The organism is Nonomuraea sp. NPDC000554 (genome assembly GCF_040300065.1).
Lineage (GTDB): Bacteria > Actinomycetota > Actinomycetes > Streptosporangiales > Streptosporangiaceae > Nonomuraea.
In genome coordinates this window covers 127,359-140,060 of sequence record NZ_JBEPDC010000010.1, presented here as the reverse complement: position 1 = coordinate 140,060, position 12,702 = coordinate 127,359, and the positions used below count along the sequence as shown (strand labels likewise).

The 12,702-nt window shown below is 70.4% G+C and carries 12 protein-coding genes and 1 tRNA gene; 12 read left to right on the top strand and 1 reads right to left on the bottom strand.

Features of this window, described 5'->3' with window-relative positions; translation table 11 throughout:
- Nucleotides 1–68 precede the first annotated feature (68 nt).
- Nucleotides 69–1,007 (bottom strand): acyl-CoA desaturase, encoded by a 939-nt coding sequence (locus ABT294_RS20530; RefSeq protein WP_350807621.1) that lies wholly within the window; start codon nt 1,005–1,007, stop codon nt 69–71.
- A gap of 232 nt (nt 1,008–1,239) precedes the next feature.
- Between ABT294_RS20530 and ABT294_RS20525 the strand changes: the two genes are divergently transcribed.
- From ABT294_RS20525 to ABT294_RS20470, 12 genes are all read left to right on the top strand, one after another.
- Nucleotides 1,240–1,311, top strand: a tRNA-Gln gene (locus tag ABT294_RS20525).
- A 121-nt stretch (nt 1,312–1,432) separates the two neighbouring features.
- Complete coding sequence (gene glmU, locus ABT294_RS20520; protein WP_350807620.1) at nt 1,433–2,884, top strand: bifunctional UDP-N-acetylglucosamine diphosphorylase/glucosamine-1-phosphate N-acetyltransferase GlmU; 1,452 nt, start codon at nt 1,433–1,435, stop codon at nt 2,882–2,884.
- A complete protein-coding gene (locus tag ABT294_RS20515; RefSeq protein ID WP_350807619.1) occupies nt 2,881–3,858 on the top strand; it encodes a ribose-phosphate diphosphokinase in 978 nt (325 codons plus the stop codon). The genes glmU and ABT294_RS20515 overlap by 4 nt, the downstream gene beginning before the upstream one ends.
- A gap of 210 nt (nt 3,859–4,068) precedes the next feature.
- Nucleotides 4,069–4,689 carry a 50S ribosomal protein L25/general stress protein Ctc gene (locus tag ABT294_RS20510; protein WP_350807618.1) on the top strand — a complete coding sequence of 207 codons (621 nt, stop codon included), beginning with the start codon at nt 4,069–4,071 and terminating at the stop codon, nt 4,687–4,689.
- Nucleotides 4,690–4,750: 61 nt separating this feature from the next.
- On the top strand, nt 4,751–5,335 hold the full coding sequence (gene pth, locus ABT294_RS20505) for an aminoacyl-tRNA hydrolase (RefSeq protein WP_350807617.1): 585 nt from the start codon (nt 4,751–4,753) through the stop codon (nt 5,333–5,335).
- A 162-nt stretch (nt 5,336–5,497) separates the two neighbouring features.
- Nucleotides 5,498–6,886, top strand: coding sequence for a sugar transferase (locus tag ABT294_RS20500; RefSeq protein WP_350807615.1), 1,389 nt, complete (start codon nt 5,498–5,500; stop codon nt 6,884–6,886).
- Nucleotides 6,886–7,650 (top strand): 3'(2'),5'-bisphosphate nucleotidase CysQ, encoded by a 765-nt coding sequence (locus tag ABT294_RS20495; RefSeq protein ID WP_350807613.1) that lies wholly within the window; start codon nt 6,886–6,888, stop codon nt 7,648–7,650. Before ABT294_RS20500 ends, ABT294_RS20495 begins: the two co-directional genes overlap by 1 nt.
- 19 nt (nt 7,651–7,669) lie before the next feature.
- Nucleotides 7,670–8,584, top strand: coding sequence for a sulfate adenylyltransferase subunit CysD (gene cysD / locus ABT294_RS20490; RefSeq protein ID WP_350807611.1), 915 nt, complete (start codon nt 7,670–7,672; stop codon nt 8,582–8,584).
- A gap of 2 nt (nt 8,585–8,586) precedes the next feature.
- Entirely contained in the window at nt 8,587–9,849 is a 1,263-nt protein-coding gene (gene cysN / locus ABT294_RS20485) for a sulfate adenylyltransferase subunit CysN (protein ID WP_350807610.1), read from the top strand.
- An 83-nt stretch (nt 9,850–9,932) separates the two neighbouring features.
- Complete coding sequence (locus ABT294_RS20480) at nt 9,933–10,820, top strand: sulfotransferase (protein WP_350807609.1); 888 nt, start codon at nt 9,933–9,935, stop codon at nt 10,818–10,820.
- Nucleotides 10,817–11,743, top strand: coding sequence for a glycosyltransferase family 2 protein (locus tag ABT294_RS20475; protein ID WP_350807608.1), 927 nt, complete (start codon nt 10,817–10,819; stop codon nt 11,741–11,743). Before ABT294_RS20480 ends, ABT294_RS20475 begins: the two co-directional genes overlap by 4 nt.
- Nucleotides 11,744–11,919: 176 nt before the next feature.
- Nucleotides 11,920–12,693: a WecB/TagA/CpsF family glycosyltransferase gene (locus ABT294_RS20470; protein WP_350807607.1), complete on the top strand. Its 774-nt coding sequence runs from the start codon at nt 11,920–11,922 to the stop codon at nt 12,691–12,693.
- Nucleotides 12,694–12,702 lie beyond the last annotated feature (9 nt).

Here is a 12,702-nt window from a genome sequence, read left to right as displayed (position 1 = left end):
ATCGGGGTTCAGTCACGGTTTCCATAATGGCGGTGCCGGACGAATGACCGGTCGCCAAGGGGTTGGCATCAGCCAATGCGCTTCGCCGCCAGCCGTTCCGGAGTCGGCCAGCGCACGTCGTGGACCCAGCCCAGCTTCTCGAAGATCCGGATCAGCCCGGCACTCAGGTCGATCTGCCCCTTGAGCGCGCCGTGCCTGGCACAGGTCGGGTCAGAGTGGTGCAGGTTGTGCCACGACTCGCCGAAGGACGGGATGGCCAGCCACCAGACGTTGCGCGACTTGTCGCGGACCTGGAACTCCTCCTCGCCGAACACGTGGCAGATCGAGTTGATCGACCAGGTCACGTGGTGCAGCAGCCCGATGCGTACCAGTGAGCCCCAGAACAGCGCGGTCAGCGCGCCGTACCAGGACCAGGTGAGCAGCCCGCCGAGCAGGCCGGGGAGCACGATCGAGGTGAGGGCCAGTGCGGGGAACCACTTGTGCAGCTTGATGACGTCCGGGTCGGTGGCCAGGTCGGGGGCGTACTTCTCCCTGTTGGTGCGCTCGCTCTCGAACAGCCACCCCATGTGGGCGTAGAGCAGGCCCTTGGACAGCGACTTGAAGCCGGGGCCGAAGCGCCACGGCGAGTGCGGGTCGCCCTCCTTGTCGGAGAACTTGTGGTGCTTGCGGTGGGTTGCCACCCAGTCCAGGACGGACATCTCCAGCGACAGGCTCCCCGCGATGCCCAGCGCGATCTTCAGCGGACGGCTGGCCTTGAACGAGCCGTGCGTGAAGTAGCGGTGCAGCCCGACGGTCACGCCGAGCCCGGAGACGGCGTAGAAGACGAACATGATCGCCAGGTCGGTCCAGCCGAGCCCCCACCCCCACGCGAACGGCACGGCGGCCGCGATCGCGATCAGGGGCAGCCCCACGACCAGTGCGAAGACGACGAGTTCGGCCTTGGTGCGCGCTTCAGGGTCGACATCGGGCTTCGGTCCAGGCGTCGGACGCTCGGCGAGAACGGTCATGGACTACCTCTCACGACATGTATGAGGATGATTGTCTGGCTACGCCACCGTAACCTACGCCATCGTAAGTAAGGAAGCCCTAAGCTGCGTATGGTCGGAAGGTTACGTTCTGGCGGGCGACGTGAGTGGATTCTGCGGCTTGCAGGTTTTCGGATGCTCTGTTATGCGGGCGCGCACGCGGGCTGGGGATCGGTATCGTAGGGATGTGTCGGACCCAGCCGTGTCCGATTGGTCCCGGATCGTCTAATCGGCAGGACAAGTGGTTTTGGTCCACTTTGTAGGGGTTCGAGTCCTCTTCCGGGAGCTTTTCGGTCGTCCCCCCGAGCGACGACGTTGAAGCTGGGCAGGTATCCTCACGGTGTCGGGAGGGTGGCGGTGCGGTAGCCGACCACCCTGAACCGTCCAGTCACAGGGAGCCTCAGTCCGTGAGTGTGCCGCGCCCGGCCGCCGTCATCGTCCTCGCCGCGGGCGAGGGCACCCGGATGAAGAGCCAGACCCCCAAAGTCCTGCACGAGCTGTGCGGCCACGCGCTGGTCGACCACATGCTCGCAGCCGCCAGAGACCTCGGTCCCGAGCAGCTGATCGTCGTCATCGGCCACGCGCGCGAACGGGTCGCCGCGCACCTGGCCCAGACCAGCCCCGACGCGCGGGCCGTCGTCCAGCGGGAGCAGCGTGGCACCGGACACGCCGTCCGCACCGTGCTGGAGGAGGTCGGCGAGATCGCCGGCACCGTCCTCGTCACGTACGGCGACGTGCCGCTGATGCGCGCCGAAACCCTCGCCGCGCTGCTTGAGCAGCACGGCGCCGACGGCAACGCGGTCACCGTGCTCACGGCCCACGTGCCCGATCCGACCGGCTACGGGCGGATCATCCGCGACCCCTCCGGCGCCGTCCTGGAGATCGTCGAGGAGAAGGACGCCAGCGCCGAGCAGAAGGCCATCAAGGAGATGAACTCCGGCATCTACGCCTTCGACGGCTCGCTGCTCGCCGACGCCGTCAAGCGGGTGTCGACCGACAACGCCCAGGGCGAGGAGTACCTGACCGACGTCCTGTCGATCCTGCGCCAGGACGGCCACCGCGTCGGCGCGCACGTCGCGGCCGACTTCGCCGAGGTCGAGGGCGTCAACGACCGGGTGCAGCTCGCCTGGGCCCGCAAGGTGCTCAACCAGCGGCTGCTGGAGAGCCACATGCGCGCCGGAGTCACCGTCATCGACCCGGCCAGCACCTGGATCGACGTGGGCGTCGAGATCGAGCCCGACGTGGTCGTGCATCCCGGCACCCAGTTGCACGGCAGCACCGTCATCGAGGCCGGCGCCGAGGTCGGCCCGGCCACCACGCTCACCGACACCAGGGTCGGCGCGGGGGCGGTCGTCCGCAACGCCGTCTGCGACAGCGCCGAGATCGGCCCCGAGGCCAGCGTCGGGCCGTACGCCTACCTGCGGCCCGGCACCGTGCTCGGCCGCAAGTCGAAGGCCGGCACGTTCGTCGAGATGAAGAACACGCAGGTCGGCGAGCGCTCCAAGGTGCCGCACCTGAGTTACGCCGGCGACGCGACGATCGGCGACGACGTCAACATCGGCGCCGCCGTGATCTTCGTCAACTACGACGGCGTCAACAAGCACCGCAGCACCGTGCGCGACGGCGCGTTCGTGGGCTGCGACTCCATGCTCGTCGCCCCCGTGACGATCGGCGACGGCGCCTACACGGCGGCCGGGTCCGTCATCGACGGCGACGTCCCGCCGGGCGCGATCGGCGTGGCGCGGGCGAAGCAGCGCAACATCGAGAAATGGGTCTTGCGCAGGCGCGCGGGCACGAAGTCGGCTGCGGCCGCCGAAAGGGCGCTGGCCGAGCAAGAGCAGCAGGAGAGTGGCAAGTGACCAGCATCAAACAGCCCGGCGAGAAGAACCTCATGCTCTTCTCCGGCCGCGCCTACCCAGAGCTGGCCGAGGAGGTGGCTGACCACGTCGGCGTCTCCCTCACCCCGACCAGGCTGATCGACTTCGCCAACGGCGAGATCTACGCCCGCTACCTCGAGTCCGTACGTGGTTGCGACGCCTTCGTGATCCAGAGCCACACCGGCCCCATCAACCAGTGGATCATGGAACAGCTCATCATGGTCGACGCGCTCAAGCGGGCCTCCGCCAAGCGCATCACCGTGGTCATGCCGTTCTTCGGTTACGCGCGACAGGACAAGAAGGGCCGCGGCCGCGAGCCGATCACCGCCCGGCTGATGGCCGACCTGTTCAAGACCGCGGGCGCCGACCGGCTCATGTCCATCGACCTGCACACCTCGCAGATCCAGGGCTTCTTCGACGGCCCCGTCGACCACCTGTTCGCCATGCCGGTGCTCGAGAACTACCTCAAGAACAAGCTCGACCTGGCCAACACCACGATCGTCTCGCCCGACACCGGCCGGGTGCGGCTGTCGGAGCGCTGGGCCGACACGCTCGGCACGCCGCTGGCGTTCATCCACAAGCGTCGCGACCTCGACGTCGCCAACCAGGTGAAGGTCAGCGAGGTCGTCGGCAAGGTCCGCGGCCGCACCTGCGTGCTGATCGACGACATGATCGACACCGCCGGCACCATCTGCAAGGCCGCCGACGCCCTCTACGAGCAGGGCGCCACCAACGTGATCACGGCCGCCACGCACGCCGTGTTCTCCGACCCGGCCGTCGACCGGCTGAAGAACTCCCGCATCTCCGAGGTCATCGTGACCAACACGCTGCCGCTGTCGGAGGAGAAGAGGTTCGACAAGCTCACCGTCCTGTCGATCGCGCCGCTCATCGCGCGCGCGATCACCGAGGTCTTCACCGACGGCTCCGTCACGAGCCTGTTCGAGGGCGACACCTGAGCCGCTGCGGGGCACCTGAGCAGGCGTCCCGCGACACCTGAGCTGTCGCGGGGCGACGCCTGAGCAGGCGTCCCGCGACGGCGGTTCGGCTCGGGCGGCTGCGTACGTCGCCCGAGCCGGTAGACTTGACGGGTTGCGCTCGTAACGCCTTCCGCTAGGGCGGGTGAGGGAGAGCGCTCAACCATCCGATTCGCATCCCTAGGAGATGTCGTGTCTGAAGTTCGTATCGCCGCCGAGCCGCGCACGGTGTTCGGCAAGGGCGCCGCTCGCAAGATCCGCCGCGCCGACAAGGTCCCCGCCGTCCTGTACGGCCACGGCATCGACCCCAAGCACCTGACCCTGCCGGGTCACGAGGTCCTCCTCGCGCTCCGTACGCCCAACGTGCTGATCCGCCTCCAGGGCGACGGCGTCGACGAGCTGGCCCTGCCCAAGGGCGTCCAGCGCGACCCGATCAAGGGCTTCGTCGAGCACGTCGACCTGATCCTGGTCAAGCGCGGTGAGAAGGTCACGGTCGAGATCCCGGTCACCACCGTCGGCGACGTCAACTCCGAGGGCCTGCTCGACCAGCAGCTCGTCCAGGTCGCCGTGGAGGCCGAGGCCACCCACATCCCGACCGGCGTCGAGGTCGACGTCGAGGGCCTCACGGTCGGCACCTCGATCACCGCCGGTGAGCTGAAGCTGCCGCAGGGCGCCACCCTGGCCGCCGACGCCGACGTCGTGGTCCTGCACGTCATCGCCAAGCCGGTCGAGGCTCCGGCCGAGGCGGAAGAGGCTGAGGGCGAGGTCGCGGCTGCCGCCGAGGGCGAGGCCGCCGAGGCCGCCGCCGAGTAACGCACCGCTGTTCACCGAACGGGGCAGCCATGGGCTGCCCCGTTCGTGTCGAGGGGAACGCATGGACCGCTGGCTGATCGTCGGGCTCGGCAATCCGGGGCCCGAGTACGCGGGCAACAGGCACAACGCCGGCTTCATGACGCTCGACGAGCTGGCCGCCAGGGCCGGTGGGCGGTTCAAGGCGCACAAGAGCCGGGCCGAGGTGCTGGAGACGCGCGCCGCGGTGCTGGCCAAGCCGCTCACGTACATGAACCTGTCGGGCGGGCCCGTCAAGGCGCTGGCCGACTTCTACAAGATCGGGCCTGACCGGCTGATCGTCGTCCACGACGAGCTGGACGTCCCGTACGGCGCGCTCCGCGCCAAGTTCGCCGGCGGCGACAACGGGCACAACGGACTGAAGTCCATCACCAAGGTGCTCGGCACCCGCGACTACCTGCGGGTCCGCTTCGGTATCGGCCGCCCGCCCGGCCGCATGGACCCCGCCGCCTTCGTCCTGAAGGACTTCGGCACCGCCGAGCGCAAGGACCTGCCCTTCCTTGTCGACCGGGCGGCCGACGTGGTCGAGTCGCTCATGGAGCGCGGCCTCGAAGCCACCCAGAACGAATATCACCGGGCGGACCTCAAGATTTCCGGCCCTCCTCGCTGACCATCGCATAGAGCCGTTCGCGCGCGACGGCGGCTCCGTACCGCTACCATCTGGTGACTGTCCGTTGTCCCATGGTCACGTGGAGGGTGCGTGCGCCACGGCGAGGCGTTGTTGACCGTCGTCACATCCGGCATTCCCGCTGGCCGGCGGGTCAGCCCTCGCATGCCTCACTGGGTGCGGTCGTACCGGGTCCATGCTCTGCTCGCCGATCTCGCGAGCGCGGGGCTCGGCGCGGCTCTCGCCTTCTTCCTCAGGTTCCGGGAGCTGACCGCGTACGCGCTGCCGTACGTGCTGCTCAGCGCGGCCCTGCCGGTCGTGTGGGTGTGCGCGGTCGCGCTCAACCGCGCCTACGAGGCGCGCATGATCGGCATCGGGTCGGAAGAGTTCCGCCGCGTCGTGCAGTGCGGTGTGGCTCTGACCGCCGCCATGGCCATCGGCTCCTACCTGACCAAGGCCGACGTCGCCCGCGGCTACGTGGTGCTCGCACTGCCGCTGGTCACGCTGCTGACCCTGACGTTCAGGTACGCCCTGCGCCGCGCGCTGCACCGCCGCAGGGCCGGGGGCGCGTGCATGCGCAGGGTGGTCGCGGTGGGCCACGCGGCCTCCGTCGCGGAACTGGTGCAGCTCTTCCGCAGGGAGCGCTACCACGGCATGGACGTCGTGGCCGCCTGCCTGCCCGAGGACGCGCCCGGTGAGAGCGTGGGCGACGTGCCCGTCGCCGGTGACTTCAGCGACATCCCGCTGGTGGTCGACCAGTTCGCGGCCGACACCGTGGCCGTGCTCGCCTGCCCCGAGATGGACGGCCTGGCGCTGCGGCGGCTGGCCTGGCGGCTGGAGCGCACCCAGACCGAGCTGGTGGTCGCGCCCGCGCTGATGGAGGTGGCCGGGCCGCGCACGACGATCAGGCCCGCCGCCGGGCTGCCGCTGCTGCACGTCGAGCACCCCGAGTTGACCGGGGCCAGGCAGCTCGTCAAGAACGTCTTCGACCGGGTGGTGGCGGCCGGGCTGCTGGTGCTGCTGGCGCCGCTGCTGGTCGGGCTGGCGCTGGCCGTCCGGATGACCAGCCCGGGGCCCGCGCTGTTCAGGCAGACCAGGGTCGGCCGCGACGGCGAGCTGTTCACGATGGTGAAGTTCCGCACCATGCGCCGCAACGCCGAGCACCAGAAGATCACCCTGGTCAGCGACGGCGACGGCATGCTGTTCAAGGTCCGCAACGACCCCCGCGTGACCCCGCTCGGCACGCTGATGCGGCGGCACTCTCTCGACGAGCTGCCCCAGCTCATCAACGTGGTGCGCGGCCACATGTCGCTGGTCGGGCCGCGCCCGCCGCTGCCGGAAGAGGTCGCCCGCTACGGCGACGACGTGCGCCGCAGGCTGCTCGTGCGGCCGGGTCTGACCGGGCTGTGGCAGGTGAGTGGCAGATCCGATCTGTCGTGGGAGGAATCCGTCCGGCTCGACCTGCGTTACGTGGAGAACTGGTCCCTCACCCTCGACCTCCAGATCTTGTGGAAAACCTGGTCGGCCGTCGCCCGCGGGCAAGGAGCTTACTGATGACGATTCGCGACGACCATGCGCTCGCGGCGGATTTGGCGACGGAGGCAGGTGAGCGGCTGCTGAAAGTCCGCACCCGCCTGGGGTTCGGCGATCCGGCCGCGTTGCGGGCCGAGGGCGATCGCAGTTCCCATCTGTTCCTGATGGAGTCCCTGGCCCGGCTGCGGCCGAGCGACTGCGTGCTGTCGGAGGAGGCCACCCGCGAGGAGCGGCTCGACCCGCGCAGGCAGAGCGCCACACGGGTGTGGATCGTCGACCCGCTCGACGGCACCCGCGAGTTCGCCGAGGAGGGGCGCGCCGACTGGGCCGTGCACGTGGCGCTGTGGGAACGCGGCGCGCTGAGCGCGGGCGCGGTGGCGCTGCCCGCGCAGGGGCGCACGCTGACCACCGCCGAACCGCCCACGCTGCCCGCCTACGACAAGGGCAGGTTCCGCATCGCGGTCAGCCGCAGCAGGCCGCCCGAGTTCGTGCAGAAGCTGGCCTACCTCGTCGGCGCCGACCTGGTGCCCATCGGGTCGGCCGGGGCCAAGATCTCGGCCGTGCTCACCGGCGAGGTCGAGGCGTACGTGCACGCGGGCGGCCAGTTCGAATGGGATTCCGCCGCGCCCGTCGCGGTGGCGCAGGCCGCTGGAGCGCACGCCAGCCGCATAGACGGCTCGCCACTGGCCTATAACCAAGTCGACCCGTCACTACCAGATATCCTGGTTTCCCTACCGGAACTGGCGTCATCCCTGCTCGCCGGTATTCGGGACCTGCACCGCTAACCGCCGGAGGAAGCGTCTCATGCTCCAGCGCGACTACACGACGTCGCAGCTCGACGTACTCGAAGCCGAAGCCATTCACATCATGCGCGAAGTGGCGGCGGAATTCGAGCGTCCGTGTCTGCTCTTCTCCGGCGGCAAGGACTCCATCGTCATGCTCCGCATCGCGGAGAAGGCGTTCTGGCCGGCGCCGATCCCGTTGCCGCTGATGCATGTCGACACCGGGCACAACTTCGACGAGGTCATCGAGTTCCGCGACCGCCGCTCCCAGGAACTCGGCGCGCGGCTGATCGTGGCCAGCGTCCAGGCGTCCATCGACGCGGGGCGGGTGGTCGAGGAGACCGGCCGCAGGGCCTCGCGCAACCGGCTGCAGACCACCACGCTGCTCGACGCGATCGAGGAGCACGAGTTCGACTCCGTCTTCGGCGGCGCCCGCCGCGACGAGGAGAAGGCGCGGGCCAAGGAGCGGGTGTTCTCCTTCCGCGACGACTTCGGCCAGTGGGATCCGAAGAACCAGCGGCCGGAGCTGTGGAACCTCTACAACGCGCGCATCCGCAAGGGCGAGCACATCCGGGTCTTCCCGCTGTCGAACTGGACCGAGCTCGACATCTGGGATTACATCCGGCGCGAGGGCATCGAGATCCCGTCGATCTACTTCTCCCACACGCGCAAGGTCTTCGAGCGCGACGGGATGCTGCTTCCCGACTCCGACGTCGTCCGGCGCGCCGACGACGAGCCGCTGTTCGAGGCCGTCGTCCGCTACCGCACCGTCGGGGACATGACCTGCACGGGCGCGGTGACGTCCACGGCCGCCACCGTGGAGGAGATCATCGAGGAGATCGCGGCCACCCGGATCACCGAGCGGGGGGCCACCAGGGCCGACGACCGCGCCTCTGAGGCCGCCATGGAGGACCGCAAGCGGGAGGGCTACTTCTAACGATGGACATTCTGCGATTCGCCACGGCAGGAAGCGTCGACGACGGCAAGTCCACCCTGATCGGGCGCCTGCTCTTCGACTCCAAGGCGATCTTCGAGGACCAACTGGAGGCCGTCGAGCGCACCTCGCGCGACCGCGGCACCGAGTACACCGACCTGTCGCTGCTCACCGACGGGCTGCGGGCCGAGCGCGAGCAGGGCATCACGATCGACGTGGCCTACCGCTACTTCGCCACCCCGCGCCGGAAGTTCATCATCGCCGACACCCCCGGGCACATCCAGTACACCCGCAACATGGTCACCGGTGCCTCCACGGCCGACCTGGCGATCATCCTGATCGACGCCCGCAAGGGCGTGCTGGAGCAGTCGCGGCGGCACGCCTTCCTGACCTCGCTGCTCCGGGTGCCGCACCTGGTGCTCGCCGTCAACAAGATGGACCTGGTCGACTACTCCGAGGAGCGCTTCGAGGAGATCCGCGAGGAGTTCACCGCCTTCGCCTCGAAGCTGAACGTGGCCGACCTGACCTTCGTCCCGATCTCCGCGCTGAACGGCGACAACGTGGTGTCGCGTTCCGAGAACATGCCCTGGTACAACGGCTCGTCGCTGCTGCACCACCTGGAGAACGTGCACATCGCGTCCGACCGCAACCTGGTCGACGTGCGCTTCCCCGTGCAGTACGTGATCCGCCCCCAGCGGGCCACCGACCACGCCTTCCACGACTACCGCGGCTACGCGGGCCAGGTCGCCGGCGGCGTGCTCAAGCCCGGCGACGAGGTCGTGCACCTGCCGTCGGGGCTCGCCACCAGGATCGCCGCGATCGACACGTTCGACGGGCCGGTGGAGGAGGCGTTCCCGCCCATGTCGGTCACCCTCCGCTTCGAGGACGATCTCGACATCTCCCGTGGCGACATGATCGCCCGTCCGAACAACCAGCCGCAGGTGACCCAGGAACTCGACGCCATGGTCTGCTGGATGTCCGACACCCTCAAGCTGACGCCGCGCACCAAGCTGACGATCAAGCACACCACCCGCACGGCCCGCGCCCTCGTCCGCGACCTGCACTACCGGCTGGACGTCAACACCCTGCACAGGGACGAGGCCGCCACGGCGCTGGGGCTCAACGAGATCGGCCGCGTGTCACTCAGGGTCACCCAGCCGCTGTTCGTCGACGACTACGCGCGTAACAGGCTGACCGGCGGCTTCATCCTCGTGGACGAGGCCACCAACGGCACCGTGGGCGCCGGGATGATCACCGAGGCGCGGTAGATCCTTTGTCGATTCCGTGACCGTCTGATTACTCTCCGCGCTAAAGTCTCCACGTTCCGTATTCGCGACGTGAGGGCTCTGCCGTGACCGATCGTTCGCCCGCCACCAGGGTCGTCTTCCTGGGCGGCCTCGGCCGCAGCGGCACCACGCTGCTGGAGAGGCTGCTCGGGCAGCTGCCCGGGGTGGCGCCCCTCGGTGAGGTGGTCCACCTGTGGGCCAGAGGAGTCCTGGCAGGCGAGCCGTGCGGGTGCGGCCGCCCGTTCCCCGGCTGCCCGTTCTGGCGGGGGGTCGGCGAGCGGGCCTTCGGCGGCTGGCCGCCGGCCCTGGCCGAGCGGATGCTGTCGCTGCGGCACCGGGTCGACCGCACCCGCCGGATTCCCCGCATCGGCCATCCCGACCTGGGGGAGTACGTCCGGGCCTTCCGCCGCGTCTATGAGGCGGCGGGCGCGCCGGTGGTGATCGACTCGAGCAAGCACGCGTCGCTCGCGTACTGCCTGGCGGAGTCGGGGGTGCGCGTCCACGTCGTGCACGTGGTCAGGGCGCCGCAGGCCGTCGCGCACTCCTGGCGCAAGGCCGTGGCGCGGCCCGAGGACGGCCGCCCGATGACCCGCTGGGGCGCGGCCCGCACGGCGCTCCACTGGACCGCCCAGAACCTCGCCTTCGACCGCCTCCCGGCCCCGGTGACGCGCGTCCGTTACGAGGACCTGCTGGCCGCGCCGCGTGCCACGCTGACGGCGCTGGCCACCACCCTCGGCCTCGAACCCGACCTGTCGTTCCTCGACGGCACCACGGCCCACCTCACCACCGCCCACACCGCGTCGGGCAACCCGATGCGATTCACGGTCGGCCCGGTGGAACTGGCTCGCGACGACGCCTGGCAGTCCGCGCTGCCCGGCCGCCACCGGCGCCTGGTCACCGCCCTCACCTGGCCCCTCAGCACCCGTTACGGCTACGGAGGAGCGGCGGCATGAACGATGGCCGCGGTGCCCCGCGGGATGCTGCGCCGTCCGTGGGCGTGGTGATCCCGACCAGGGGAAACCGTCCCGAGCAGCTCCGGGCGGCCGTCCTGGCCGCGCTGGGGCAGCGGTATCCGGGCCGGATCCTCGTGGTGGTCGTCGCCGACGGTGCCGACCCCGAGACGGTCGCGGAGCAGGTGGCCGGCGTGGTGCGTGCGGACATATGGGTGCTGCCGAACCGGTTGAGCCCCGGCCTGCCGGGCGCGCGCAACACCGGCATCGCCGCCTGCGACACCGACCTGGTGGCCTTCTGCGACGACGACGACCTGTGGCTGCCCGGAAAGCTCGCCGCGCAGACCCGCGTCCTCGACGGCGGCGGCGAGTTCGCGAGCTGCGGCATCGAGGTCGAGCACGGGGCGCGTCGGGTGCCGAGGCTGGCGGGCACTGACGCGGTGACCGTGGCCCATCTGGTGCGCTCCCGCATGGTGATGGTGCACTCCTCGACGTTCCTGTTCAGGCGCGGCGCGCTCTGGGTCGACGAGAGCGCCCCACGCGGCCAGAACGAGGACTGGGATCTCGCCCTGCGCGCCGCCAAGCGCCGGCCCATCGCCAACGTCGACGAGCCGCTGGTACGCGTCCGCTGGGGGGCGTCGCACTACGTCACCTGCTGGGCCGACCGCATCGCGGGGCTCGAATGGATGCTCGCGCGTCACCCCGAACTGTCCACGGATCCGCGGGGGGCGGCGCGCGTCTACGGCCAGCTCGCCTTCCACCACGCCGCCCTCGGCCACCGTCGCGAGTCGGCCCGCTGGGCGGCCCGCGCCCTGACCGCTCGCCTCGGTGAGCCCCGCGCCCCCATCGCCCTCGCCGTGGCGGCGGGCCTCGTCTCCGCGCCCAGAGTTCTCACCCTGCTCCACGACCGGGGGCACGGCATTTGACCCCGCCACGCCCCCGAAGCACCCCGACGGCCCTCAAGGAGCCGCCGCCGGGGCCAGAGGCGATCTCCAGCCCGGCCCCGACCGAAGCACCCAGGGCGGCGGGCAGTTCACAGGCCACCGGTGGGTCAGGGGTGGCTCGCAAGGTTGAGGGCGCCTGTCGAGGGCGGGGTGCGAGGGTGGTCGTCGGAGGGGTCGGCGTCGATCCGCTCACCGAGTGGCAGGTGGTCGAGTGGGTGCGCGGGGAGCTGGACGCCGGTCGGGGCGGGCGGATCGTCACCCCCAACGTGGACATCTGCCGGGCCGCCGCGCGTGACGTCGCCCTGCGGGAGCTGGTGAACTCCGGAGACCTCGTGGTCGCCGACGGGATGCCGCTGGTCTGGGCGTCGCGGCTGCTCGGCACGCCGCTTCCCCAGAGGGTGACCGGGGCCGACCTGATCTGGACGTTGAGCGCGATGGCCGCGAGCCGGGGCTGGCCGGTGTACCTGCTGGGCGGGGCGCCGGGAGCGGCGGTGGCCGCCGCCCGCGAGCTCGCGAGCCGGTGTCCCGGGTTGGGGGTGTGCGGGGTAGAGGCTCCGCCGTACCGGTTCGACGAGAGCCGTGCGGGGCTGGAGCGGGTGCGGCGGCGGGTGGCCGCGGCGCGTCCGAGGCTGGTGTTCGTGGGGCTCGGCTTCCCGCGCCAGGAGCGGCTGATCGAGGAGTTGCGGCGCGAGCTGCCCGGCGCGTGGTTCGTGGGCTGCGGGGCGGCGATCGCGTTCGCCGCCGGGCAGGTGGCGAGGGCGCCCCTGTGGATGCGGCGGGCCGGGCTGGAGTGGCTGTTCCGGCTGCTCAGCGAGCCCGGACGGCTGGCCAGGCGCTACCTCGTCGACGACCTCCCGTTCGCGCTGCGCCTGCTCGGTGGATGCCTGCTGCGCCGGGCGGTGACGCGGATTTGGGTCTTCTCGGGGCGTTGACGGGCTCGT

What these genes read in the sequence shown, in the direction of transcription:
- ABT294_RS20530 (WP_350807621.1), bottom strand. Translation starts at nt 1,007, where the DNA reads ATGACCGTTCTCGCCGAGCGTCCGACGCCTGGACCGAAGCCCGATGTC.
- ABT294_RS20500 (WP_350807615.1), top strand. Translation starts at nt 5,498, where the DNA reads ATGCCTCACTGGGTGCGGTCGTACCGGGTCCATGCTCTGCTCGCCGAT.
- cysD (WP_350807611.1), top strand. Translation starts at nt 7,670, where the DNA reads ATGCTCCAGCGCGACTACACGACGTCGCAGCTCGACGTACTCGAAGCC.
- pth (WP_350807617.1), top strand. Translation starts at nt 4,751, where the DNA reads ATGGACCGCTGGCTGATCGTCGGGCTCGGCAATCCGGGGCCCGAGTAC.
- cysN (WP_350807610.1), top strand. Translation starts at nt 8,587, where the DNA reads ATGGACATTCTGCGATTCGCCACGGCAGGAAGCGTCGACGACGGCAAG.
- ABT294_RS20495 (WP_350807613.1), top strand. Translation starts at nt 6,886, where the DNA reads ATGACGATTCGCGACGACCATGCGCTCGCGGCGGATTTGGCGACGGAG.
- ABT294_RS20475 (WP_350807608.1), top strand. Translation starts at nt 10,817, where the DNA reads ATGAACGATGGCCGCGGTGCCCCGCGGGATGCTGCGCCGTCCGTGGGC.